At 73.4% G+C, this 24,828-nt stretch carries 22 protein-coding genes; 7 read left to right on the forward strand and 15 right to left on the reverse strand.

All coding sequences use genetic code 11. The annotated features are described in order from the left end of the window. Window positions 1-5: 5 nt before the first annotated feature. The 4 genes from acnA to ACIG47_RS09040 form a co-directional block, all read right to left on the reverse strand. Window positions 6-2,768 (reverse strand): aconitate hydratase AcnA, encoded by a 2,763-nt coding sequence (gene acnA, locus ACIG47_RS09025; protein WP_397413688.1) that lies wholly within the window; start codon window positions 2,766-2,768, stop codon window positions 6-8. Between the two features lie 142 nt (window positions 2,769-2,910). Then, complete coding sequence (locus ACIG47_RS09030) at window positions 2,911-3,711, reverse strand: SGNH/GDSL hydrolase family protein (protein WP_397430511.1); 801 nt, start codon at window positions 3,709-3,711, stop codon at window positions 2,911-2,913. A gap of 63 nt (window positions 3,712-3,774) precedes the next feature. Continuing rightward, window positions 3,775-5,157, reverse strand: a complete 1,383-nt coding sequence (locus ACIG47_RS09035; protein WP_397430512.1) for a class I SAM-dependent RNA methyltransferase — start codon at window positions 5,155-5,157, stop codon at window positions 3,775-3,777. A 30-nt stretch (window positions 5,158-5,187) separates the two neighbouring features. Further along, window positions 5,188-7,185 carry an APC family permease gene (locus ACIG47_RS09040; protein ID WP_397430513.1) on the reverse strand — a complete coding sequence of 666 codons (1,998 nt, stop codon included), beginning with the start codon at window positions 7,183-7,185 and terminating at the stop codon, window positions 5,188-5,190. Window positions 7,186-7,281: 96 nt separating this feature from the next. On the opposite strand from ACIG47_RS09040, the gene ACIG47_RS09045 reads away from it, so the two are divergent. Further along, window positions 7,282-7,935 carry a potassium channel family protein gene (locus ACIG47_RS09045; protein WP_397413955.1) on the forward strand — a complete coding sequence of 218 codons (654 nt, stop codon included), beginning with the start codon at window positions 7,282-7,284 and terminating at the stop codon, window positions 7,933-7,935. After that, window positions 7,935-8,600, forward strand: a complete 666-nt coding sequence (locus tag ACIG47_RS09050; protein ID WP_397413697.1) for a potassium channel family protein — start codon at window positions 7,935-7,937, stop codon at window positions 8,598-8,600. Before ACIG47_RS09045 ends, ACIG47_RS09050 begins: the two co-directional genes overlap by 1 nt. Before the next feature lie 3 nt (window positions 8,601-8,603). Here the strand turns inward: ACIG47_RS09050 and ACIG47_RS09055 are convergent, their stop codons facing one another. From ACIG47_RS09055 to dut, 4 genes are all read right to left on the reverse strand, one after another. Then, on the reverse strand, window positions 8,604-9,347 hold the full coding sequence (locus tag ACIG47_RS09055; RefSeq protein WP_397430514.1) for a DUF3159 domain-containing protein: 744 nt from the start codon (window positions 9,345-9,347) through the stop codon (window positions 8,604-8,606). Window positions 9,348-9,382: 35 nt separating this feature from the next. Next, window positions 9,383-9,769, reverse strand: a complete 387-nt coding sequence (locus tag ACIG47_RS09060; protein WP_397413701.1) for an OB-fold nucleic acid binding domain-containing protein — start codon at window positions 9,767-9,769, stop codon at window positions 9,383-9,385. A 15-nt stretch (window positions 9,770-9,784) separates the two neighbouring features. Beyond that, on the reverse strand, window positions 9,785-10,510 hold the full coding sequence (locus ACIG47_RS09065) for a DUF3710 domain-containing protein (RefSeq protein ID WP_397413704.1): 726 nt from the start codon (window positions 10,508-10,510) through the stop codon (window positions 9,785-9,787). A 126-nt stretch (window positions 10,511-10,636) separates the two neighbouring features. After that, complete coding sequence (dut, locus tag ACIG47_RS09070) at window positions 10,637-11,125, reverse strand: dUTP diphosphatase (protein WP_397413706.1); 489 nt, start codon at window positions 11,123-11,125, stop codon at window positions 10,637-10,639. Window positions 11,126-11,215: 90 nt separating this feature from the next. Here dut and ACIG47_RS09075 point away from each other — a divergent pair, with 90 nt between their 5' ends. Next, window positions 11,216-11,659, forward strand: coding sequence for a DUF3093 domain-containing protein (locus ACIG47_RS09075; RefSeq protein ID WP_397413708.1), 444 nt, complete (start codon window positions 11,216-11,218; stop codon window positions 11,657-11,659). A gap of 101 nt (window positions 11,660-11,760) precedes the next feature. Here ACIG47_RS09075 and ACIG47_RS09080 read toward each other — a convergent pair whose 3' ends face one another. Then, window positions 11,761-12,060 carry a DUF4193 domain-containing protein gene (locus ACIG47_RS09080; RefSeq protein WP_116675819.1) on the reverse strand — a complete coding sequence of 100 codons (300 nt, stop codon included), beginning with the start codon at window positions 12,058-12,060 and terminating at the stop codon, window positions 11,761-11,763. Window positions 12,061-12,370: 310 nt separating this feature from the next. Then, window positions 12,371-13,234 carry an inositol monophosphatase family protein gene (locus tag ACIG47_RS09085; protein WP_397430515.1) on the reverse strand — a complete coding sequence of 288 codons (864 nt, stop codon included), beginning with the start codon at window positions 13,232-13,234 and terminating at the stop codon, window positions 12,371-12,373. A 120-nt stretch (window positions 13,235-13,354) separates the two neighbouring features. Here ACIG47_RS09085 and sepH point away from each other — a divergent pair, with 120 nt between their 5' ends. Next, the gene (gene sepH, locus ACIG47_RS09090; protein WP_397430516.1) at window positions 13,355-14,512 is read left to right on the forward strand and encodes a septation protein SepH; all 1,158 of its coding nucleotides are present in this window, start codon (window positions 13,355-13,357) and stop codon (window positions 14,510-14,512) included. A 6-nt stretch (window positions 14,513-14,518) separates the two neighbouring features. Here the strand turns inward: sepH and ACIG47_RS09095 are convergent, their stop codons facing one another. The 5 genes from ACIG47_RS09095 to ACIG47_RS09115 all read right to left on the reverse strand — a co-directional run bounded on the left by ACIG47_RS09095 (window position 14,519) and on the right by ACIG47_RS09115 (window position 20,292). After that, window positions 14,519-15,163, reverse strand: coding sequence for a thymidine kinase (locus tag ACIG47_RS09095; RefSeq protein ID WP_397430517.1), 645 nt, complete (start codon window positions 15,161-15,163; stop codon window positions 14,519-14,521). 8 nt (window positions 15,164-15,171) lie between these two features. Beyond that, on the reverse strand, window positions 15,172-16,368 hold the full coding sequence (locus ACIG47_RS09100) for an alkaline phosphatase family protein (protein WP_397413719.1): 1,197 nt from the start codon (window positions 16,366-16,368) through the stop codon (window positions 15,172-15,174). Beyond that, a complete protein-coding gene (locus ACIG47_RS09105; protein ID WP_397413721.1) occupies window positions 16,365-16,943 on the reverse strand; it encodes a DUF5998 family protein in 579 nt (192 codons plus the stop codon). The genes ACIG47_RS09100 and ACIG47_RS09105 overlap by 4 nt, the downstream gene beginning before the upstream one ends. 88 nt (window positions 16,944-17,031) lie before the next feature. Then, window positions 17,032-19,788, reverse strand: a complete 2,757-nt coding sequence (locus tag ACIG47_RS09110) for a GNAT family N-acetyltransferase (protein ID WP_397430518.1) — start codon at window positions 19,786-19,788, stop codon at window positions 17,032-17,034. A gap of 48 nt (window positions 19,789-19,836) precedes the next feature. Further along, entirely contained in the window at window positions 19,837-20,292 is a 456-nt protein-coding gene (locus tag ACIG47_RS09115) for a hypothetical protein (RefSeq protein ID WP_397413725.1), read from the reverse strand. Window positions 20,293-20,446: 154 nt separating this feature from the next. Here ACIG47_RS09115 and ACIG47_RS09120 point away from each other — a divergent pair, with 154 nt between their 5' ends. The 3 genes from ACIG47_RS09120 to ACIG47_RS09130 all read left to right on the forward strand — a co-directional run bounded on the left by ACIG47_RS09120 (window position 20,447) and on the right by ACIG47_RS09130 (window position 24,697). After that, a complete protein-coding gene (locus ACIG47_RS09120) occupies window positions 20,447-22,924 on the forward strand; it encodes a DNA topoisomerase (ATP-hydrolyzing) subunit A (protein WP_397430519.1) in 2,478 nt (825 codons plus the stop codon). Window positions 22,925-23,004: 80 nt separating this feature from the next. Further along, window positions 23,005-23,385 carry a YciI family protein gene (locus tag ACIG47_RS09125; RefSeq protein WP_397430520.1) on the forward strand — a complete coding sequence of 127 codons (381 nt, stop codon included), beginning with the start codon at window positions 23,005-23,007 and terminating at the stop codon, window positions 23,383-23,385. Window positions 23,386-23,392: 7 nt separating this feature from the next. Further along, window positions 23,393-24,697 (forward strand): DUF6596 domain-containing protein, encoded by a 1,305-nt coding sequence (locus ACIG47_RS09130; RefSeq protein WP_397430521.1) that lies wholly within the window; start codon window positions 23,393-23,395, stop codon window positions 24,695-24,697. Window positions 24,698-24,828: the final 131 nt, after the last annotated feature.

Raw genomic sequence — 24,828 nt, forward strand, 5'->3', positions numbered from 1 at the left:
CAGGCTCAGGCGACGAGCGAGCGCAGCACGTACTGCAGGATGCCGCCGTTGCGGTAGTAGTCCGCCTCGCCCGGGGTGTCGATGCGCACCACGGCGTCGAAGGCGACCTGCGAGCCGTCGGCCTTCGTCGCCGTGACCGCCACCGTCTCGGGCGTGGTGCCCTCGTTCAGCGCGGTGACGCCCGCGATGTCGAAGGTCTCCGTGCCGTCCAGGCCCAGCGACTGGGCGTTCTGGCCCGCCGGGAACTGCAGCGGCAGCACGCCCATGCCGATGAGGTTGGAGCGGTGGATGCGCTCGAAGCTCTCGGTGATGACGGCCTTGACGCCCAGGAGCGCGGTGCCCTTGGCGGCCCAGTCGCGCGACGAGCCGGAGCCGTACTCCTTGCCACCGAGCACCACGAGCGGGGTGCCGGCCGCGGCGTAGTCCTGCGCGGCGTCGTAGATCGTGTCCTGGGCGTTCTTCACGAAGTTGAACGTGAAGCCGCCCTCGACGCCCGCACCGTCGTTCTCGGCGGCCAGGAGCTGGTTGCGCAGGCGGATGTTCGCGAACGTGCCGCGGATCATGACCTCGTGGTTGCCGCGGCGCGAGCCGTAGGAGTTGAAGTCGCGGCGCTCGACGCCGTGCTCGGCGAGGTACTTGCCCGCCGGGCTGTCCGCCTTGATGGAGCCGGCGGGGCTGATGTGGTCGGTGGTGACCGAGTCGCCGAGCTTGGCCAGCACGCGGGCGCCGGAGATGTCGGTGACGGGCTCCGGCGTCATGCCCATGCCGTCGAAGTACGGGGGCTTGCGCACGTACGTCGACTCCGGGTCCCACGCGAAGGTGTCACCCTCGGGGGTCTCCAGGGCGGCCCAGCGCTCGTCGCCCTTGAAGACGTCGGCGTAGTCGGACTCGAACATCTTGCGGTCGATCGAGGACGCGATGGTCGCCTCGACCTCCTCCGGCGACGGCCAGATGTCGCGCAGGAACACGGGGTTGCCGGCCTCGTCGCGGCCCAGCGGGTCGTGCTCGAAGTCGAACTCCATGGTGCCGGCCAGGGCGTACGCGATGACCAGCGGCGGGGAGGCCAGGTAGTTCATCTTGACGTCCGGGTTGATGCGGCCCTCGAAGTTGCGGTTGCCCGAGAGCACCGAGACGACCGACAGGTCGTGCTCGTTGACGGCCTCGGAGACCTTCTCGTCGAGCGGGCCGGAGTTGCCGATGCAGGTGGCGCAGCCGTAGCCCACCAGGTGGAAGCCCAGCTTCTCGAGGTACGGCCAGAGGCCGGCCTTCTCGTAGTAGTTGGTCACGACCTGCGAGCCCGGGGCCATGGACGTCTTCACCCACGGCTTGGACACGAGGCCCTTCTCGACGGCGTTCTTGGCGAGCAGCGCCGCGGCGAGCATGACCGACGGGTTCGAGGTGTTGGTGCAGGACGTGATCGAGGCGATCGCGACCGCGCCGTGGAACAGCTCGAACTCCTTGCCGTCGCTGTTCGTGACGTGCACGTGCTTGCGGCCGTTCGGCGTGATGGCCGGCGAGTCGGACGCGGGGAACGACTCCTTCTCGGCCTCGTCCACCTGGTCCAGCACCTCGGGGGCGTAGGTGGGCAGGTCGCGCGTGAACGCGGCCTTGGCGTTGCTCAGCTCGATGCGGTCCTGCGGGCGCTTCGGCCCGGCGATCGAGGGGACCACCGTGGACAGGTCGAGCTCCAGGTACTCGGAGTAGACCGCCTCGGGCGTGTCGGCGTCGAGCCACAGGCCCTGCTCCTTGGCGTACGCCTCGACCAGGGCGAGCTGCTCCTCGGAGCGGCCCGTCAGGCGCAGGTAGTCGACCGTGACCGAGTCGATCGGGAAGATCGCGGCCGTCGAGCCGAACTCCGGCGACATGTTGCCGATGGTGGCGCGGTTCGCGAGCGGCACCTGGGCCACGCCCTCGCCGTAGAACTCGACGAACTTGCCGACCACGCCGTGCTGGCGCAGCATCTGCGTGATCGTGAGCACCACGTCGGTGGCGGTGACGCCGGCCGGGATGGAGCCGTTGAGCTTGAAGCCCACCACGCGCGGGATGAGCATCGAGACCGGCTGGCCGAGCATCGCGGCCTCGGCCTCGATGCCGCCGACGCCCCAGCCCAGCACGCCCAGGCCGTTGACCATGGTGGTGTGCGAGTCGGTGCCGACGCAGGTGTCCGGGTAGGCGCGCAGCGCGCCGTCGACCTCACGCGTCATGACCGTGCGGGCCAGGTACTCGATGTTGACCTGGTGCACGATGCCGGTGCCCGGCGGGACGACCTTGAAGTCGTCGAACGCGGTCTGGCCCCAGCGCAGGAACTGGTAGCGCTCGTGGTTGCGCTGGTACTCGAACTCGACGTTGCGCTGGAACGCGTCGGCGCGGCCGGCGACGTCGATCTGCACGGAGTGGTCGATGACCATCTCGGCGGGGGCCAGCGGGTTGATCCGCGTCGCGTCGCCACCGAGGGCCGCGACGGCCTCACGCATGGTGGCGAGGTCCACGACGCAGGGCACGCCGGTGAAGTCCTGCATGATCACGCGCGCCGGCGTGAACTGGATCTCGGTGTCGGGCTGCGCGTCCGGGTCCCAGGACGCGAGGGCGCGCACGTGGTCGGCGGTGATGTTCGCACCGTCCTCGGTGCGCAGCAGGTTCTCGGCGAGGATCTTCAGCGAGTACGGGAGGCGCTCGACGCCCTCGACCGCACTGAGCCGGAAGATCTCGTAGGGCGTGCCGGAGACCTCCAGCGTTCCCTTCGATCCGAACGTGTCCACGGTGCTCACACTGGCTCCTTCTGCGGGGCTGACGGTGCGTCGGCTCTCACAGGCGCTGTCATCGCGCGATGGAGCCTTCGCATGGGTTCCAGGGGGCTTCACCCAGCCTAGGCCGGGCTGCTGCAGCCAGCATAACGCATTTATCTTGACGTCAAGATATCTGCGCGACCACCCGGCGTGCGATGGCGGCGTACCCCTCGTCGGTCACGTGGATCCCGTCCGCGTCGACGTAGCGCTGCCGCACCACGTTCGGGTCGATCAGCGACACGTAGGTCGCGCCGTACCGCTCGGCCGCCGCGCGCACCGCACCGTCCAGGGCCCGGACCTCCAGCCCGACCGCCCACGGCGTGGACGGCCCGACGGCGATGATCCGCGCGTCCGGGAACCGCTCGGCAGCGAGCGCATAGGTGTCCTCGACGGCCTGGAACACCGTGGCCGGCTCGGTGCGCAGCTCGTCGAAGTCGTTCTGCCCGCCGGCGATGACCACCACGTCGATGCGCGCCGGGTACTTGACGGAGCGCAGCTGCTCCGCGTAGGAGAGCAGGCCCTTGTCGGGGTACCGGCTGACGAACCCGGTGCCCCCGTCCGCGACGTTGCGCTCGGTCCAGCGCATCTGCCGGGACACGATCGAGCTCCACCGGTCCTCGGGCGACGACGCGCGCTGCCCCACGGTGTACGAGTCGCCGACGAACAGCGCGGTCGCCGGACGAGCGCCGTTGCGCGGCAGGGGCTCGGTCGGGGTGGGACGGGGCGTGGGGAGCGCGGACGGCTCCGTCGGCGCGGGGCTCGGCGTCGGCGAGACCACCACGGCCGGCGCCGCCGTCGACAGGGTCTGCGGGGTCCCTCCGGCCGTGTAGCTGCCGCCACCGAGGAACATGCCCACCACGACGGCCAGCACGAACGCCGCCGCCACCCCGAGGACGACCCCGCCGCCCACCAACCACCGCTTCACGAGACGATCCTCACGAGGCGAATCCTATGCGTCCGGAAGCGTGTGATTTGTCCACCTCGCCCATCAACCCTGCCGGTCCAGGACGGCCACGGCCTCGACATGGTGCGTGTGCGGGAAGAGATCGAACCCGCGCACCCCCGACAGCGCGTACCCGTGCGCGGCCAGGTAGCCCACGTCGCGCGCCAGCGCGGCGGGGTCGCAGGCCACGTACACGATCCGGCGCGGGTCGCGGGCGGCGATCGCGTCGACCACGGCGCGCCCGGCACCGGTGCGCGGCGGGTCCAGCACCACGACGTCGGCCGCCGGGACCCGCTCGGCCAGCACCTGCTCCACGGCGCCCACCTCCAGCGTCACCTGCTCGAACGCGTGCGCGTTCCGGCGGGCGTCCTTCACGGCCCGCTCGTCGCCCTCCACGGCCACGACCCGCCCCTGCGGCCCGACGGCGTCCGCGAGCGGCAGCGTGAACAGCCCGGCGCCGGAGTACAGGTCCAGGACGGTCGCCCCGGTCAGCTCCCCCGCCGTCGCCCCCGTCGCGTCCAGCACGGCGCCGGTCAGCAGCGCGGGCGCCGCGCGGTGCACCTGCCAGAACCCGTCGGCCGCCACGCGGTAGCGGTGCGTGCCCCACGGCCCGGTCACGACCTCGGTCACCGCCCGGCGCGCGTTGGGGCGGGGGTCGGGCCGTCCGCGGCGCCACGGCGCGCCGTCGACCAGGAGCAGCGGCTCGCCCTCGGACGGCGCCACCAGGCGCAGGTGCGCGCCCGGCGTCCACGTCCGGGTGAACACGTCCTCCGCCACGGCGAAGTCCATGAGCTCGGTGGTGGCCAGCGGCATCTTCTTGAGCGGGATCACCCGGTGCCCGCGGTGCGCGCGCATCCCCGCGTGCCCGTCCGGGTCGGCCACCAGCTCGATCCGGGTGCGGTAGTGCAGGCCGCGGCGCTCGTCGTCGCCGGGTGCGGCCTCGACCGTGACCTCGCGCTCCAGCCACTCGGGGTCGATGCGCGCCAGCCGCTCGAGCTGCTCGACGAGCACCGTCTTCTTCCAGTGCCGCTGAGCCGCCATGGCCACGTGGGAGAGCTCGCCGCCGCCCGCGCCGTCCGGGCCGGCCGCGGGCCACGCGGGCTCGATCCGGTCGGGGGACGCCTGGAGCACCTCGACGGCGTCGGCCCGCCAGAAGGTCTGGCCGCCCTCCGTGACGCGGGCCCGCACGCGCTCGCCGGGCAGGGCGTGCCGGACGAAGACGACGCGGCCGTCCAGGCGGGCCACGCAGTGGCCGCCGTGCGCGACCGGGCCGACCTCGAGCTCGACCTCCCGGCCTACGGCGGGGTCGGGGACGTCGCTCACGCGGCGGGCGCGGCCCGGCCGCGGGGAACGCTGCGGACGGCGGCGCGGGCGGCCACCGGAGTCCGGGTCGGCGGGCGCGGTGCGACGGTCGGGGGTACGGGGCATGCCTCCAGTATCGCCCACGGCACCGGCCCGCTACATCCGCCGCCCGCGCAGGAAGGTGTCGCCCTCCAGGCCCGTCTGGCCGCTGGACGAGTCGAGCTGCCACGGCACGGAGGCCACCACGACGCCCGGCGTGAACAGCAGGCTGCCCTTGAGCCGCAGCGCGGACTGGTTGTGCAGGAGCTGCTCCCACCAGTGGCCCACGACGTACTCCGGGATGTACACGATCACGAGGTCGCGCGGCGACTCGCGGTGCAGGGAGCGCACGTACTTCACCACGGGCCGGGTGATCTCGCGGAACGGCGAGTCCAGGATGCGCAGCGGCACCGGCAGGTCGAGGGCCTCCCACTCGGCGACCAGCCCGTCGACGTCCTCGCGGTCCACGCCCACCGTGACGGCCTCCAGCACGTTCGGCCGGGCGGCGCGCGCGTAGGACAGGGCCCGCATGGTCGGCTTGTGCACCTTGGAGACCAGCACGACGGCGTGCACCCGGCTGGGCAGCGCCCGGGCGGCCGAGACATCGTCGAGCGCGAGCTCGTCGCGCACGCGGTCGTAGTGCTTGCGGATCGACCGCATGAGCACGAACAGCACACCCATCGCGAGCAGCGTGATCCACGCGCCGTGCGTGAACTTGGTGATCAGCACGATGATCAGCACGATGCCCGTGAGGCCGAACCCCACGCCGTTGACGAGGCGCGAGCGCAGCATGCGGCCGCGAACCGCCGGGTCGTGCGCGGTGCGCAGCTCGCGCGTCCAGTGCCGCAGCATGCCGAGCTGGGACAGCGTGAACGACACGAACACGCCCACGATGTAGAGCTGGATGAGCCGGGTGACCTCGGCGTCGAACAGCACGATGAGCACGATCGCCGCGACGGCGAGGGTGACGATGCCGTTCGAGAACGCGAGCCGGTCGCCGCGGGTGTGGAGCTGGCGGGGCAGGTAGCCGTCCCGGCCGAGGATCGAGCCCAGCACGGGGAACCCGTTGAACGCCGTGTTGGCGGCGAGCACGAGGATGAGGCCCGTGACGGCGGAGACCGCGTAGAACGCGGGCGGGAAGCCGGAGAAGACGGCCTCGGCGAGCTGGCCGATCACGGGGATCTGGACGTAGTGGTCCGAGACCGGCTCCCCGTTCAGCGAGAGCTGCAGATGCGGGTCCTCCGCGAACTTGACGCCGGTGGCCTGCGCGAGCAGGAGGATCGAGATGATCATCGTCGAGGAGATGGCGCCGAGCAGCAGCAGGGTCGTGGCGGCGTTGCGCGACTTGGGCTTGCGGAACGCGGGCACGCCGTTGCTGATGGCCTCGACACCGGTCAGGGCGGCACAGCCGGACGCGAAGGCGCGCGCGAGCAGGAAGGCGCCCGCGATGCCCACCAGGCCCTGGTCGAACGCCGCCTCGGCGGAGAGCTCGAAGTCGGCGCTGGCGGCCTTCGGCAGGTTCCCGGAGAAGAAGCGGAAGGCACCGGTCACGATGAGGGCCCCGACGATCGCCATGTAGCAGTACGTCGGGATGGCGAACGCGGTGCCGGACTCCTTGACGCCGCGCAGGTTCACCAGCGTGAGCAGCACCACGGCGATCACGGCGGCCAGCGCCTCGTGCCCGCGGAGCCCGGGGATGGCGGCGGAGGCGTACTGGGCCGCCGACGAGATCGACACGGCCACGGTCAGCACGTAGTCGACGAGCAGGGCCGAGGCGACGCCGATGCCCGCCGTCGGGCCCAGGTTGGTGGTGGCGACCTCGTAGTCGCCGCCGCCGGAAGGGTAGGCGTGCACGTTCTGGCGGTAGGAGGCGACCACGATGAGCAGCACCACGACCACCACGAGACCGACCCATGGCGAGAACGCGAGGGCGGCGATGCCGGCGAGCGAGAGAGTCAGGAGGATCTCGTCCGGCGCGTAGGCCACGGACGACAGCGCGTCCGAGGCGAACACGGGCAGGGCGATCCGTTTGGGCAGCAGCGTGTGCCCCAGGCTCTCGCTGCGCATGGGGCGGCCGACCAGGAGGCGTTTGGCCGCATCGACGATGTCTGACACGTTGGATGACTCTATGCCCGTCGATGGCCTCCAGCGCACCCGGGGCACCGCCATCACCCGCGGCGCGGTAGCGTTCCGTCCGTGCACTTCGTCATCATGGGCTGCGGCCGCGTCGGCTCCAGCCTCGCCCAGGAGATCGAGGGTCGCGGGCACTCCGTGGCCGTCATCGACCAGAACCCGGACGCGTTCCGGCGCCTGCCCGCGGACTTCTCGGGCAAGAAGGTGACGGGCGTCGGCTTCGACCGGGACACGCTCGTGCAGGCCGGGATCGAGGACACGTACGCGTTCGCCGCGGTGTCCGACGGCGACAACTCCAACATCCTGTCCGCCCGCGTGGTGCGTGAGACGTACGGCGTCGACAACGTCGTGGCGCGCATCTACGACCCGCACCGCGCCGAGATCTACCAGCGCCTGGGGATCCCGACGGTCGCCACGGTGCGGTGGACGGCCGACCAGGTGCTGCGCCGCATGCTGCCGCTGGGCTCCAGCGACGAGTACGTGGACCCGTCGGGCACGGTGCGGCTCGCGCAGATCGACTACCACCGGCGCTGGGTGGGCCGGCCCGTGCTCGCGATCGAGTCCGCGACCGGCGCCCGGGTCGCGTTCGTGACCCGCTACACCTCGGCCGTGCTGCCCACGCCCGACGTCGTGCTCCAGGAGAACGACACCCTGCACCTGCTCATGACGGCCGACGCCTCGGCCGACGTCGAGCGGATCCTGACCGCCGCCCCGACCGCCGAGGAGGACTGATGCGCGTCGTCATCGCCGGGGCCGGCTCCGTGGGCCGCTCGATCGCCCGGGAGCTGCTCAGCCACGACCACGAGGTCACCCTGATCGACAAGAACGCCGCGGCCATGCGGGTCTCGCAGGTCCCCGAGGCGGAGTGGGTGCTCGCCGACGCGTGCGAGCTGCCCGCACTGGAGGCGTCCGAGATGGAGCAGGCCGACGTCGTGGTGGGCGCCACCGGCGACGACAAGGTGAACCTCGTGTTCTCCCTGCTGGCCAAGACGGAGTTCGGGGTGCCGCGCACGGTCGCGCGCGTGAACAACCCGAAGAACGAGTGGATGTTCGACCAGTCGTGGGGCGTGGACGTGGCGGTGTCGACACCACGCATCATGACGGCGATGGTCGAGGAGGCCGTCGCCGTGGGCGACCTGGTGAAGATCTTCAGCTTCAGCCAGTCGGGCGCCGACATCCTCGAGCTCACCCTGCCCGCCGACTCCCGCGTCGCGGGGACGCGCGTGGGCCAGGTCGTGTGGCCGGCGGAGGTCACGCTCTCGACCATCGTGCGCGACGGGCGCCCGCTGGTACCCAGCGGCGACGACACCCTGGAGGCCGGCGACGAGCTGCTCCTGGTGGCCGGGAAGGACGCCGACACCGCGGCTCTCCAGAAGCTGCTGGTGCCGAAGGGCTGAGGGCTAGGCGCCCTCGGGCGCCTGCCGCCGCACCACGTACCAGGTCAGGTACAGCACCAGGGCCCACAGCGGCACGCCCAGCAGCAGGTGGAAGGTGCCCAGCCACGCGATGTCGCCCGCGAAGTACAGCGGCGTCTTGACCGCCAGGCGCAGGGCGAACAGCCCGACCCAGAGCCAGGTGGCGATCGTGTAGGTGCGCAGCTTGGCGGGGTCGTCGCGCCAGGCGGTCAGGGCCGCGAACGGCGAGGGCCCGTCGCTCCCGGGCTCCCGGCCGGCCTCGGCGCGCACCGCGTCGGGCGTCAGGCCGGCCCGCAGGGCCTCGACCACGTACCCGACCGCTGGGCGGCGCACCAGGATGGTGACGAGCAGCACCACGAGGTAGCCCGCGTTCAGCAGCAGGCCGCCCGCGTAGTAGTTCTCGGCCTCGCCCGACGTCCATGCCCACACCACGCCGATGGCGATGCCGAGCAGACCGCCCAGGGCCTGCGTCACGGGCGTGCGCTGCACGAGCCGCGCCACGACGAGCACGAGGGCGGCCACGACCGAGGCGATCAGCGGGACCGTCAGGTCGGTGAAGATGACGAACGCGACCACGAACACCAGGCCGGGGAGCACCGCCTCGACGAGGCCGCGCACGCCGCCCACGGCCTGCGCGGCCGAGAACTCCTCGCCGGTGAGGGCACGCATCCCGCGGGCGGGGGCGTGCTCGGGCTGCGTGGGCACGTCGTCACGTGCGGGTTCGCTCATGGGGCCCATTGTGCCGTGCTCGGCCGGCCGCTGATTCACCCGTGCTCCCCCGGCCGCGGCCGGAGCTCGTAGCGCGGGTTGAACATGGTGCGGCGGCCGTCGACCTCGCACACCATGCCCTCCACGCGGATGCGCCGGCCGGGCTCGATGCCGTCGATGGTCCGCCGTCCGAGCCACACGAGGTCCAGGGCGCCGGAGCCGTCGAACAGCTCCGCCTCCAGGGTCGGCACGCCCTCGCGCGGACGCAGCACCACGGACCGCAGCACACCGGCCACCTTGCCCCGGCTGCGCAGCGGCAGCGACGTGACGGCGGCACACCCGGCGTTCCGGGAGGCGTCGGCGCGCTCCTCGGTGTCCGAGACCTCCTCGTTGGACGCGAGCGTCCGTGCGATGCGCGACGCGAGCGCCGAACGCAGCGACATCAGTACCTCACCTCGTCAGCCGATCTGGGTGATCTCGGGGCCGCGACGCAGCGGGTTGAAGTCCGACAGCTGCGGTGCCGCGCCCTCGGGACCGGCGGCGGGTGCCGCCTCCTGGGCACCATCCTTGCGCGCCGACTTCGGCAGCGCCAGGGGCAGCAGGTCCCGCGGGGGCCGCGGGCTCTGGTCGCGGACCACGACGATGTTCGCGAACACGGACTCCAGCGGCTTGGCCGCCTCGGCGTCCAGCGCCGCCCGGCCCGCGAGCACGCCCCGGACGAACCAGCGCGGGCCGTCCACCCCGATGAACCGGGCCGGCCGCTGACCGGTCTGCCCGTCGGGACCCTTGACCGGCATCCGCACCAGCAGCTCACGCCCGAACACGCCGGGCACGTCGTCCACGACGCCGCCCTGGCCGCCCACGGACTGGGCGATCTCGTGCCGGATCTCGTCCCAGATGCCCTCGGTGCGCGGTGCCGCGAAGGCCTGCACCTGCAGGTTCGACCCCTCCAGCGCGGCCGTCACCCCGGTCACCTTCTGCGTCTTCTTGTCGATCTCCATGCGCAGCTCGAGGCCCGGCATCACCGGCAGCCAGATCGCGCCGAGGTCGACACGCGGACCCATCTCGTCCACCTGCGACCGGTCGAACGGTCCGTGCGGCCGCTTCTGCTGCTCGGCCTCGACCGACGCCCACTCGACCGGCGCGGGCTCATCCGCCGCACCTCGTCGGCTGAACAGACCCACAGCCACGCTCCTTACGTAGTTCGGCTCGCCGCGCGCGTGCGGTTGCTCCACACGGCGGCGTTATCCACTCGTTACCTACAGCCTAGACCCCTGCGGCCCACGGCCGGTACGGAAGTCGGTGCCGGCTCAGCGGCCCGCGAAACCGCCGCTGGAGCCGAAGCCCCCGTCGCCCCGGTGCGACCCGGGCAGCGTCTCGGCCTGCACGAACCGGGCCCGCTCGACCTTCTGGACCACGAGCTGCGCCACGCGGTCGCCACGGACCAGCTTCACGGCCTCGGTGGTGTCGGTGTTCAGCAGCGTGACCTTGATCTCGCCCCGGTACCCGGCGTCCACGGTGCCGGGCGCGTTCACGATCGTGACCCCGTGCTTCGCCGCCAGCCCGGACCGCGGGTGCACGAACGCCGCGTAGCCGTCGGGGAGTGCTATCGAGACGCCCGTGGGCACCATCACCCGCCCCTGGGGCGGGATCTCGACGTCGACGGTCGTCACCAGGTCGGCACCGGCGTCGCCGGGGTGCGCGTACGAGGGGACGGGAACGTCGTCGAGGAGGCGGATGAGCACGTCGACCGTGCTGCCGTCGGCGCCGGAGGCGGCGCTGGTCTCGGGGGTGGGCACGCCGGAAGAGTACGCCACCTCGGGGCCCGCTGCCGCAAGAGTGCCGGTCCGGGTGCCCGGGCAGGCCTCCGGGGCTGGGATGATGTCCCCATGACGGCGACCACCCTCACCTTCCACGAGCGCCTGCTGCCCGGTCCGGGAGGCTGGCTCGGCACGGTCGGTCTGGGAGCCATCGCAGCGATCGCGCTGTGGCCCGTGCACGCGGGTGCGGCGGTCCTGGCCGGGCTCCTGGTCTGCGTGGGCACGGCGGCCGCCCTCGCGGTGACGTCACCGGTGGTCGAGGTGTCCGACGGCGTCCTGCGCGCCGGCAGCGCCCGCGTCCCGGTCGCGCTGCTCGGGCCCGCACAGGCCCTGGACGTGGCCGCGATGCGGCACGAGCTGGGACCGGGCCTGGACGCGCGCGCGTACGTGTGCCTGCGGGCCTGGGCCCGCACCGGGGTCCGGGTCGCGCTCGACGACCCGGCCGACCCGACCCCCTACTGGCTCGTCTCCACGCGCCGGCCGGAGCTGCTGGTCCGGGCGCTGGAGGGCTGAGGACCCCGGGCACGACGAAGGCTGCCACGCATCGCATGACAGCCCGGTCGTGTCGTCAGTGCCTCGTCAGTGCTCGACGGCGTGCGGAAAGGCCTGGTGGATCAGGCGGCGCACTCCGTGCAGATCATCTGGCCGGCCTTCTCGTAGGCCAGCTGGCTGCGGTGGTGCACGAGGAAGCAGCTGGAGCACGTGAACTCGTCCGCCTGACGCGGCAGCACACGCACGGCGAGCTCCTCGCCGGACAGATCGGCACCCGGGAGCTCGAAGCCCTCGGCCGCCTCGGTCTCGTCCTCGTCCACAACGCCCGAGGACTTGTCGGAACGACGTGCCTGCAGCTCCTGGATCGAGTCCTGCTCGACATCCTCATCGGTCTTGCGTGGGGCGTCGTAGTCAGTTGCCATGTGGTGTTCTCCGTCGGTAGGTGGTCGCGCCGGAAGGTTTCGGGCCATCCGGGGTTCGACGCCGCCCCGGCCGGGTCCCCGCACGACGCCGCAGAACGGCGCCCTCAGCGGGTGTACGCGCTGATAATGCATGCGGCCCCGGATTTGTTCCCGAGTCGGCCCACGGATTGTGCACCATTTCTGTCAGGCGCGCTACATCTGCCGGTGTAACCCCCGTCACGTAGGCTCTGACCTGCATTGACGGCCTTCCCAGCGCCTTCTCACCGGGTTCCGGGGTGCTGACCGGTCACAGGCCGTGTCAGAAAAAAGATCACCCGATTCCGGGCTCGGCCGCCCCGTCGGCGTCGATCTCCTCGAGGATCCCGGCGAGCTCCGCCACCAGGTGCGCGGGCCCCGCGACGGTCATCGCGTTCCCGGCCGGCCCGCCCCGCAGACCGGTCACCACGGCCCCCGCCTCCGTCGCCACCACGGCCCCCGCCGCCATGTCCCACGGGTTCAGGCCCCGCTCGTAGTACAGGTCGATCGAGCCCTGCGCGAGCAGGCACAGGTCGATCGCGGCCGAGCCGAGCCGGCGGATGTCCCGGATCTTCGGCAGCACCTGCGTGAGGACCTGCGCCTGCTGCGCGCGGCGGCCCGCGTCGTAGCCGAATCCCGTGCCGACCAGGGAGGTGCCCAGCGAGGACGCGGACCCCACCCGGACGGGCTCGCCGTCGCGCGTGGCACCCTCGCCGAGGCCGGCCGACCAGGTGCGCCCGTCGGCCACGCTGTGCACGCACCCGGCCAGCACCGTCCACGCGCCGGGCTCGGGCGGACCCGCCACCACCGCGACCGACACCGCCCACGACGCCACCCCGTACAGGTAGTTCACCGTGCCGTCGATCGGGTCGAGCACCCAGGTGAGCCCGCTGGTGCCGGGCACGTCGTCGCCCTCCTCGCCCAGGATCGCGTCGTCGGGCCGCTCGGCGGCGATCATCTCGCGCAGCAGGTCCTCCGAGGCACGGTCCATGACCGTGACCGGGTCCACCTCGCTCGACTTCGTGGCCGCCACCACCACCCGTTCCGGTCTACCCTCACGGACCAGGGCACCGGCCGCCGTCGCGAGGCGGACGGCGAGGTCGCGGAGGGCGGTGACGGTGACGCCGTCTGGCAGCTCAGGCAGTGCGGGTGAGGTCACGCACCCATCCTGCCCCACGCGTGTGCCGGCCACTATCCCGCGGCACACCGACGCGCCTGCGCCGCGGGGCCGCCCCGCGGTGGCAGGCTCGGCCCACAGGACTACCCCGGGAGGACTGGCATGGACGAGCTGGAGCTGGTACGGCTGCACGAGGACGGCGAACGGCTCGTCCTCGTGGCGCGCGACGGCGCCCAGAGCACCCTGCCGATCACGGATGCCCTGCGCGCCGCGATCCGCGGCGACCGCCCGCGCATGGAGTCGATCCGGGCCCAGGAGGAGTCCGCGCTGCGACCCCGCGAGATCCAGGCACGCCTGCGCGCCGGCGAGACCGTCGAGCAGCTCGCCGAGGCCTCGGGCCTGCCGGTCGAGCACGTGCGGCGCTTCGAGTACCCCGTGATCTCCGAGCGCGAGCACTCGATCTCGCGCGTGCGCGCCAAGGCGGTCCTGACCGACGACGACGGCGCGACCACCCTCGGCGAGGTCGCCGACGAGCGCCTGCGCTCGCGCGGCGTCCGTCCCGACGACGCCCGCTGGAGCGCGACCCGCGAGGGCACCCACCCGTGGATCGTGCAGGTGGAGTTCACCGCCGCCGAGCGCCCGCGGGTCGCCCGCTGGTCGCTGGAGCCGCGCGGCGGGTTCGTGGAGGCGCTCGACGACGAGGCCCGCTGGCTCGGTCTGCCCGAGGACGACGGTGGCCCCGCGCTGGCAGGCGTGTCCGCCCTGTCGCCGCTGCGCGGCGGTCAGCACCCGACGCGCCCGGCCCCGCCCGAGCCGGACGACACCGACCTGCTGCTGGACAACCTGTCCGAGCGACGCGGCCAGCGCCCGGCGCGCCGTCCGAGCCCGGACCACGAGCAGCCGCACCTGCTGGACCCGGACGACCTGCCCGACGCCGCGGGCGACGAGCCGGCCGGTGCCGCCGAGCCCGCGGAGCAGTCCGCGGCCGTCGTCGACATCGGCGCGCGGCGGGGCGGCTCGCGCCCGAGGATGCCGTCCGTCGTCGTGCCGGACTCCCCCGCCGACATGGAGTGGGAGGCGCCCAGCCAGTGGGAGATCCCCGGGCCGGGACGGGCGGACGGGACGGAGCCCGGTCCGGACGTCGAGGCCGGCACGGACAGCCCGGAGCCGGAGCCCGCGCCGGACGCCCCCGCGCCCGAGCCGGCGCCCGAGAAGCCGCAGGCCGAGCCGAGGCGGCCGGCCGCCAAGCGCGGGCGCAAGTCCCGGGCGCAGGTGCCGAGCTGGGACGAGATCGTGTTCGGGTCGCGGCCAGAGATCTAACGGCCGTCAGCCCCAGAGCGAGTCCTGCGCCGACCGGCGCCTGGCGGTGAGCGCCGTCATGCGGCGCACGTGGTGCCGGCGGCACAGCACCTCGTAGGCGACCTCGGCGGCCGGTTCGAGCGCTCCGACGTCGCCGATGACGACCTGCTCGCCCTCGGTGACCATGACGCCGTCGACGGTGCGCGCGTTGTGCGTGGCGCGCGCACCGCACCAGCACAGCGACTGGACCTGGAGCACCTCGATGCGGTCGGCGAGCTCGATCAGGCGGGCGCTGCCGGGGAACAGCCGGGTGCGGAAGTCGGTGGTGATGCCGAAGGCGAAGATGTCGATCTCCATCTCGTCCACCAGCCGGGCGAGCTGCTCCACCTGGGCGGGCGAGTAGAACTGCGCCTCGTCGCACACGAGGTAGTCGACGGCCTGGCCGGCCGCGCGCCGGGTGCCGATCTCGGCCCAGAAGTCGGTGCCGTCGGTGACCTCCTCGGCCGCCACCTCGAGGCCGAGCCGGCTGGAGACCCGCGCCTCGCCGGCCCGGTCGCCGCGGCTGAAGATGAGGCCCTCGCGCCCGCGGGCCCGGTAGTTGTGGTCCGTCTGGAGGGCGAGGGTGGACTTGCCGGAGTCCATGGTCCCGGAGAAGAAGACGAGCTCGGCCACGAGTCCTCCTAGGCGACGGCCGTCAGCAGGGGCACGAGCATCTCGTGCGGGGTCAGGGAGCCGTGCACGCCGGGCAGGGCCCGCGCGGCGGCGGAGTGCACCCGGGAGTCCACGACTGTCGCGGCACCGGTCATCGCCACCACGACGTCGCCGACCGCCGGCAGCACGTGCGGGGCGACCGGACCGAACCACCCGGCCGCGACGGCCTCGTCCCGCCGCCGGACCACGGCATGCTCCCCCAGGCGCCCGGCCCACCGCCGCGCGACGTCGGCCGGGTCCGTGCCGGGGTCGGTGTAGACGTGCAGAGCACGCGGTTCCCCGCCGACCATCGCGACACCGGGCCGCAGCTCGCCGTCGGTGGCGACGTCCCACTGGGTGCCGAGGTCGGCCTTGATCTGACCATGGTCCGCCGTGACCACCACGAGCGTGCCGCGCGGCACGCTCCGCAGCAGCCGGCGCAGCTCGCGGTCGGTCGCCTCCAGGGCGTCGCCCCACTGCCACGAGTCCCAGCCGAACCCGTGGCCGGTCTTGTCGACGTCGCCCTGGTACAGGTAGACGAGGCGCTGCGGCGCGGGGCCCGGCCGGCGCAGGGCCGCGACCGTGGCGTCCACCCGCTGCTCGAACGTCTCGGCGGCCACCTGGACGGGGCCGCGCAGCGCGGCCTGGGTCATCCCGGACCCGGCGAACTTGCGCGGGCCGGGGGCCGTCACGCTCACGCCCGCCGCGGCCAGCGTCTCGAGCACCGTGGGCTCGCGCTGCACGTCGGCCGGGTCGCCGAGATCCTTCCACTGCACGACGGCGGCCAGCCGCCCGCTCACCGGGTCGCGCTGGGTGTACCCGAGCATGCCGGTGCGGCCGGGCGCGGTGCCCGTGCCGAGGATGCTCAGGCCCGCGGCGGTCGTGGAGGGGAAGCTGGAGGTCAGCGTGGCGGCGTCCACGTCCCGCTCCCGGAGCAGGCCGCGCAGGAACGGCGCGTGGCCCCCGCGCTCGGCGAGGTTGCGGATGCCGAGGCCGTCCACGAGCACCACCACCACGCGCTCGGCGTCGGGCAGGCCGAGCGCCGCGCGGCTGCCCGCGGCGGTCAGGCCGGTGGCCGTGGTCAGGTCGTGACCCAGGGCGCCGGCGACGGCGGGCAGCACCGCCGCCAGGCTCGTCGTGTCGTAGGTCGGCGCGACCAGGCCCGCGGGCAGGTCCGGTGCGCTCACGCAGACGTGGCCCGGGACAGGGCGCGGGCGAAGTCGACGGCGGCCCGGACGGCGGCGTCGCCCTCGGCCTCGCCGGAGACCCGGACCACCACGTCGTCCGGCGTCACCTGGCCGGTGAGGCCGTGGTCGGCCGTGCAGCTCGGGTCCACGCACGTGGCCGGCTCCAGGTCGACACGGGACACGGCACCCCAGCCGATCGCGAGCGTGACCTCGCGCGTGCCGCCCGCGTGCGGGTACCGCTCCGGGTCGGCGATGACGTGGGTGAGCGCCACGGAGCGGACCTCACGCAGCGGCACCACCTCCGTCGTGGCGGACGCCGAGCCCGGGCTGGCCGGGTCGGCCCCCGCGTGGTCGTCGACGTGCGCGGTGACCAGCCGGGTCGGCGTGAGCACCAGGACCGTCAGGTGCCGCCGCACCTCCGAGTCGAACGTCGTCTCCGCCTGCACCAGGTGCGACACCACCTCCTCGTCGGCGAGCGCCACGTCGAGCACGTCCGCGACGAGCTCCGGGTAGTAGCCGGCCCGGTGGAGGTGGGCGGTCAGGTCTGCACGGGCATCGGTAGGGGCATGGGGCACGGGGAGAATCCTCCCACGAGCGGGCCGGTCGCCGTTAGCCGAGTCAACCCCGGCAGGTCAGCCGAGTCAGCCCGGCAGGTTGACCGAGTCAGCCCGGCAGGGCGCGGCGCGGCGCGTCGGTGCGGCGCTCCGCCGGGCGCAGACGGACCGTCGCGTGCAGCACCGAGGCGCCGTGCTCGGCGACGGCCACGGGGTACAGCTCCAGGGAGGCCAGCTCCGGCAGGTCGTCGGCCATGACCGACACGCGCGCGAGCACGTCCTCCAGCGCGGCGACGTCGGCGGCCGGTGCGCCCTGGTAGCCGAACAGCCGCGGGGCCGCGCGGACACCGCGCACCATGCGCGCCACGTCCACGTCGGTCAGGGGCGGCACGCCGTGGGTCACGTCGTCGAGCAGGTCGACGGCGTCGCCCGCCAGGCCGAACGAGACCACGGGACCGAAGAGCTCGTCCTCGACCGAGCGCACCACGCAGGCCACGCCGGTGGGTGCCATGGCCTGCACCTCCAGCACCGGGTCGGGCGCGGGCAGCAGCGCGGACGCCGCGGCCAGCATGCGCTCGGCGTCCTCGCGCAGGTCCTCGGCGTCGGCGATGTCGAGGCGGACGCCGCCCAGGTCAGCGCGGTGCCGGAGCGCGGGGGCGGCGATCTTGAGCGCAACCGGCCAGCCCAGCTCCTGGGCGGCGGCCACGGCCTCGTCCGCCGTGCGCACGCTGACCGATCCCCACAGGGTCAGGCCGTAGCAGGCCAGCAGCTCGGCGGCCTCCCCCTGGTCCAGCAGGACGCCGTCGGCCGGGGCCGGCTCCCCGGCGTGCCGGGCCAGCAGGGACTCGACCAGGGTGCGGGCCTGAGCCCGCGCGGCGCCGTCGGACATCCCCTCGCGCAGGGGCGGGCGCACCGGGGTGCCGTGGTCCTGGGTGCGCCACTGCGCGTAGCGCACCACCTCACCGAGCGCCCAGACCGCGTCCTCGGGCGTGGAGAAGGCGGGGATGCGCACGTCGCCGGAGGCGAGCTCGTCGGGCAGCCCGTGCAGGCCGACGGCGCTGACCACCGTGGTGCGGCCCGTGCGGGCGGCGGCCTCGGTCACGGCCCGCGCGATCGCGTCGGTGCGCGGGAGCACCACGGGCACGGAGACCACGACCACGGCGTCGCAGGCGTCGGGCGCGTAGAGGGCGTCGACGGCGGCGGCGATCTCGTCGTCGGGCGCGCCGGCGGACAGCGGCTCGGGCGGGCCTACGACCGTGAGGCCGGCCGCGGCCACGGCGTCGGCCACGAGGGCCGCGAGCGACGGCGAGCTGGCGAGGATGCCGACCCGGCCGCCCGCGGGCAGCGGCTGGTGGGCCAGCACCTGGGCGACGTCCATGAGCTGGTGCGTGTTCTCCGCACGGATCACGCCGGACTGCCGCAGCACCTCGTCGAGCATGCGCCGCGGCGCGCGCGTGGCCCGCACGGTGTGCCCCGGGGGCACCACGCTGCCGTGCCGGCCCGCGACCACCACGACGACCGGCTTGACCTGCGCGAGCCGCCGGGCGATCCGCGAGAACTTGCGGGGGTTGCCGAGCGTCTCCAGGTACAGGCAGACGACGTCGGTGTGCGGGTCGTCCTGCCAGTACTGCATCACGTCGTTGCCCGAGACGTCCGCCCGGTGCCCCGCCGAGACCAGCGTGGACAGGCCGAGGCCCCGGCGCTTGACGGTCTCGGCGGCCGTGACGGCGGCGGGCGCGCTCTGGCTGAACAACCCCACGCGCCCGGGCCGCGGGGCGGTCAGCGCGAGGCTGGCTCGCAGGCGCGCACCGGGCACGTTGGTCAGCAGGCCGTAGCTCGCCGGGCCGACCACCCGCATGCCCTCGGCGTGCGCGGTGCGCAGCAGCTCGCGGCGCCGGGCGACGCCGTCGGGCCCCGCCTCGGCCCAGCCGGCCGACAGCACGACCACACCGCGGGCGCCCGTGCCCCGCAGGCGGCGGACGGCGTCGATCACCTCGTCGGGCGGGGCGGCGATCACGGCGAGGTCGATGCTGTCGGCACCGAGGTCCGCCCACGTCACGTGCTCCCCCAGCACGAGCAGCTCCGTGTCGCCGGGGTCGGCGGCGTGGGCCTCGCGGACCCGGGCGGCCAGGAGGTCGTCGACGGTGGGGGCGGCCGCGGCGTCGTGCGGACCGATCAGCAGCACCCGCCGGGCCGAGAGCAGCCCCTGCATCGAGCGGGCCTCCGTGCGGTGCTCGCGGTCGGCCATGACCTCGCGGGAGCGGTCGGTCGGGTCGAGGTCGACCGACACCGTCACGACGCCGTCGTCCAGGTGCTGCTCGACGGCGTAGCCCGCCTCGCGGAACACGCCCAGCATGGCGCGGTTCTGGGGCAGCACCTCCGCGACGAACCGGTGCACGCCCCGTTCGCGCGCGGCCGCCGCGATGTGCTCCAGGAGCACGGAACCCAGGCCCTGGCCCTGGATGGCGTCCGCGACGTTGAACGCGACCTCGGCGGTGCGGCGGCCGGGCTGGTCGTCGATCACGTCGTAGCGCGCGACGCCGACGATGTCCTCCGCCCTGCGGTCCGGGCCGTCGCCCGCGGCGGGCCGGACCGCGACGAGCGCCGTCCGCCGCACGTGGTCGACCGTGACGAGCTGGGTGAGCATGCGCTCCGGGATGCGCTGGAGGGCGGCGAAGAACCTCAGGTAGGTGGAGCGTTCGGACTGCGCCATCTGGAAGCGCTGGAGCGCGTCGGCGTCGTCGGGGCGGATGGGGCGCACGTGCGTGGTGGACCCGTCGCGCAGCACGACGTCCGCCTCCCACTCGACCGGGTACCCGGTCGGGTAGGGCAGGCGCACGGTACCCACGGCCTCTGGCTGATCCACGGTCCCAGGCTAGCGACCGCCACCGACAGCCGGCCTCGGCGCACGAGGTCAGCGCACGAGCACCGTGCCCACGAGCAGCATGACCCCGAAGCCCACGAGCACCAGGCGCTGCCGGCGGCTCGGGCCGGAGGCCGTGAGGATGGCGGCGACCGCCGGGCCCACCGCGAGCAGCAGCCAGGCACCCAGCGCGGGCGCGACGTTGGCGGCGACGGCGGCGACCGCGACCACCACCAGCCCGTGCACCACGCCGAGCCCGGCCCGCATCGAGACCACGATGTGCAGCACGGCCGCGAGGATCGCCAGCCCGGCCCACACGGTGATGCCCTCCTCCAGGCAGCCCCACTCCTGCTGGGCGCACTGCCAGGCCTGCATCCACCACGTGATCAGGGCGCCGAGCACCAGGACGGGCACCACGCTGAGCCCGACGACGCCGTACGCGAGACCGACCCGTGCCAGCCAGCCCGGGACGGTGGCTGACCTGCTGACCAGCGGCAATTCGGGCATACCCAAATACTGCCAGGTGAGAGGCCCGATGTGCACACGCCCCGTGGTGAGTGCGGCGAGATCTGGTGTCGGTGTGTGACGGGCTGGAGTGTGGGTGGCGCGGGGTACCGTTTGCCTGTCCCGTCCGCCCCAGAGTGCAGGAGTCCCACGAACCATGGCGCGCAAGCCGTCGCAGCCGCTCGACGAGAGCGAGATCCACGAGAAGGTCGTGGACATCGACGTCGCCTCGGAGATGGAGACCTCGTTCCTCGAGTACGCCTACTCCGTCATCTACTCGCGTGCCCTCCCGGACGCGCGCGACGGCCTCAAGCCGGTGCAGCGCCGCATCCTCTACATGATGTCGGACATGGGGCTGCGGCCCGACCGCGCGCACGTGAAGTCCTCGCGCGTGGTCGGCGAGGTCATGGGAAAGCTGCACCCGCACGGTGACGCCCCCATCTACGACGCGCTGGTGCGCCTCGCACAGGACTTCTCGCTGCGGCTGCCGCTCGTGGACGGGCACGGCAACTTCGGCTCGCTCGACGACGGCCCCGCCGCCCCCCGGTACACCGAGGCGCGGCTGGCGGCGCCGTCGATGGCGATGACCACGGGCCTGGACGAGAACGTCGTGGACTTCGTCCCGAACTACGACAACAAGCTGACCCAGCCGGAGGTGCTGCCGGCGGCGATCCCGAACCTGCTGGTCAACGGCGCCTCCGGCATCGCGGTCGGCATGGCGACGAACATGGCGCCGCACAACCTCGTCGAGGTCGTCTCCGCGGCGCAGCACCTGATCAAGAACCCCGAGGCCACCCTGGAGGACCTGCAGCGGTTCGTGCCGGGCCCGGACCTGCCCACGGGCGGCAAGATCGTCGGGCTGGAGGGCGTGCGCGACGCGTACCGCACCGGCCGCGGCACCTTCCGCACGCGGGCCACGGCGCGCATCGAGAACGTGACGCCGCGCCGCAAGGGCATCGTCGTCACCGAGCTGCCCTACCTCGTGGGCCCGGAGAAGGTGATCGAGAAGATCGCCGACGGCGTGAAGGCCAAGCGCATCCAGGGCGTCTCCAACGTGCAGGACCTCACCGACCGCACGCACGGGCTGCGCCTGGTCATCGAGGTCAAGACGGGCTTCGACCCGGACGCCGTGCTGGAGCAGCTCTACCGCGTGACGCCGCTGGAGGACTCCTTCGGCATCAACAACGTGGCCCTGGTCGACGGGCAGCCCCGCACGCTGGGACTGGTCGAGATGCTGCGCGTGTGGGTGGACCACCGCATCCTGGTGGTCCGCCGCCGGTCGCAGCACCGCCTCGACAAGCGCCTGGAGCGCCTGCACCTGGTGGACGGCCTGCTCATCGCCATCGTCGACATCGACGAGGTCATCCAGGTGATCCGCTCGTCCGACGACGCCGCCATCGCGCGCGACCGCCTGCGCGAGATCTTCGACCTGTCCGAGCCGCAGGCGTCCTACATCCTCGACCTGCAGCTGCGCCGGCTGACCAAGTTCTCGCGCATCGAGCTGGAGAAGGAGGCCGAGGAGCTGCGCCGCGAGATCGCCGAGCTGGAGCAGATCCTCGGCGACGAGAAGCTGCTGCGCCGCCTGGTGAGCACCGAGATGGGCGAGGTGGCCAAGACGTACGGCACGCCGCGCCGCACGGTGCTGCTCGACGCCGCGGGCGGGTCGGTCGGTTCCGTGGCGGCGCCGCAGACGAGCGGCCGCCGCGCCCCCGCGGACCCGCTGGACCTGCAGATCAAGGACCAGCCCACGCGCGTGGTGCTGTCGGCGACAGGTCTCCTGGCGCGGCTCCCCGACGACGTGCCGGTGCCGCGCGACGGCAACCGCGCCGCGCACGACGCCCTGCGGGGCGACGCGTCCGCGACGACACGCGGGTTCGTGGGCCTGGTGACGTCGGCCGGCCGGATGCTCCGGATCTCCGTGCTCGACCTGCCGTCGCTCCCGCCCACCGACGGCGCGCCGTCGCTGTCGGGCGGCATCCCGGTCAGCGAGCTCGTGGAGCTGGAGCGCGGCGAGACGGTGCGGGCGGTGACGGGGCTCGGCGCCGACGCGCCGACCGTGGCGCTGGGCACGGCGCAGGGCGTCGTCAAGCGGATCGCGCCGTCCGACGCCCCGGCCAAGGGCGACGAGTGGCCCGTGATCGCACTCAAGGACGGCGACTCCGTGGTCGGCGCCGCGGTGGTGGCGGACGACGACGAGCTGGTCTTCGTGGCCAGCGACTCCTCGCTGCTGCACTTCCCGGCGTCCGCCGTCCGGCCGCAGGGCCGCGCCGCGGGCGGCATGGCGGGCATCAAGCTCGGCGAGGGCCAGCAGGTGGTGTTCTTCGGTGCCGTCCCGGCCGGCGTGGAGGCCAGCGTGGTGACGATCGCGGGCGCCGGCGACGCGCTCCCGGGGATCGAGCCGGGCGCGGGCAAGGTCACGCCGTTCGCCCTGTACCCGGGCAAGGGGCGCGCGACCGGCGGTGTGCGGTCGCAGCGTCTGCTCAAGGGCGAGGACGGGCTCATCATGGCCTGGGTGGGTGCCACTCCCCCGCGGGCGCTCGGCGCCGGCGGCCAGCCGGTCGAGCTGCCCGAGGTGGACGAGCGTCGCGACGGCTCCGGCACGCCCATCTCGGTGCCGGTCGCGGTGATCGGCTGACCAGTTTCGTCGGGGGTGTCGATTCCTGCGTCGCTCGCACGTCCAAGACGTGTCACCATCCAGCGAAAGAGGAGCTCGACATGACCGACACCTGGATCTTCCTGATCCGCGAGAACGACTGGGACTCGGACGCCTTCCTCCCGGAGAACCTCCAGGGGGCGGACCGTCGCGACGACCCCGAGATGGCGGCGCACCAGCGTTTCGCCGAGGCGGTGGCCGAGCTCGGCGTGAAGATCACCGGGAGCGACGCCCTGCAGAACGCCAGGTACGGCGGCTGGGTGGTGCCCGGGAAGGACGGCGCCGAGCCCGTGTACACGGACGCGCCGTTCACCGACACCAACGAGGTGATCACCGGCTTCTACGAGGTCGAGTGCGACGAGGCCACGGCGCGCAAGATCGCGGCCCTCGTCCCGAGCGGCAACGTGGTCGAGTGGCGCAAGGTCATGCGCTTCGGCTCCTGACCCTCCCATGGCGATCGACCCCGCGGCGTTCCGCACCGCCTGGCCCCAGGTGGTGCGGTCGCTCGCGGTGACCACCCGCAGCCTGGACCACGGCGAGGAGTACGCCGCGGAGGCGTTCGCCCGCGCGGCAGCCCAGCCCGACGACACCATCACCGACCTCGTCGGCTGGTGCGTCCAGGTGGGCCGCCGGTCCTGGCTCGACGCCGTGCGCCACCAGGCGGTGTTCACCCGGATCCAGCCCCAGCTCGCCCGGCCGGAGGTGGCCCCCGTGCACGTGCCCCCGGAACCGGGCTCCGAGCTGGACGACCGCCTGGCCCTGCTCTTCGTCGCCTGCGACGACGCGATCGCACCGGGCGCCCAGCTGGTCCTGGCGATGCGCGTGGTCTGCGGCCTCACGATCCAACAGATCGCCGGCCACCTCGGCATCGCCGACGCGACGGCGGCGGCCCGCCTCACTCGTGCCAAGGCGGCGCTGGCCCGCGCCCGCGGCGAGTTCGCGGTGCCCGAGGGCGCGGCACGGGACGCCCGGCTGCCGGTGGTGCTCGCGTGCGTGGCCGGCCTGTTCACCGTGGGCCAGCGCTTCGAGCTGGAACCCGCGGACGCGACGCAGGACCCGGCTCGGGACGCGCTGACGCTCGCCGAGGCGCTGGTGGCTCAGTACCCGGCCGACCCCGAGGTACTGGGACTGCGAGCGGTGTGCCGGCTCGGGCTGGCGCGACGCCCGGGGCGGGTGCGGGACGGTGTGGCGCTGCCGCTGGACGAGGTGGACCGGGGCCTGTGGGACCGGCAATTGCTGGTGGCGGGGCTGGACGATGCCTCGGCGGCAGTTTCTCGGACGCCGGGGAGGCCGGGACGGTTCACGCTGGAGGCTGCTATTTCCGGCGTGCATGCGACGGCGCGGTCGGCGGAGGAGACGGACTGGGGTCGGCTGGTGCAGCTGTATGACGGGCTGGTGGAGGTGTGGGCTTCGCCTGCTGTGCGGGTGGCGAGGTTGGTGGTGTTGGGGCGGGTGGTCCTGACCCGATCAGGCCGTTCGGATACGGCTGCTTCCCTGGCGGCCCGGGCCACACACGCCGAGTCACCCGACCGGTCGACGCGAGGCGTTGTTCCCGGCCTCGACCGGATTGAACGGGAGCTGGAGGACCTAGTGGCGGACGGCCCGCCGTACGCCGCCCGCGACGCGAGCCTTGCCCTGGCCGACCTCGCCTTCCGGACGAACCGGACTGAGGAGGCGGCGGGGCGGTACCGAGAACTGCTGGAGGTGATAACGGAGGGGGCGTTGCAAGAGTTCTGCCGACGCTACACACAATGACCCTGCCAGCGCACACTCACACGAGGACTTCATTGCACCGTTCGACACCCGTGACATGCCCTACGGGCTGGTTTCTAGATTTGGTCCTGCGTCGAGGCGGGAATGAATTGCATCGAGGATACCTCGCCCTA

Source organism: Promicromonospora sp. NPDC052451 (genome assembly GCF_044547525.1).
Taxonomy (GTDB): Bacteria; Actinomycetota; Actinomycetes; order Actinomycetales; family Cellulomonadaceae; genus Promicromonospora.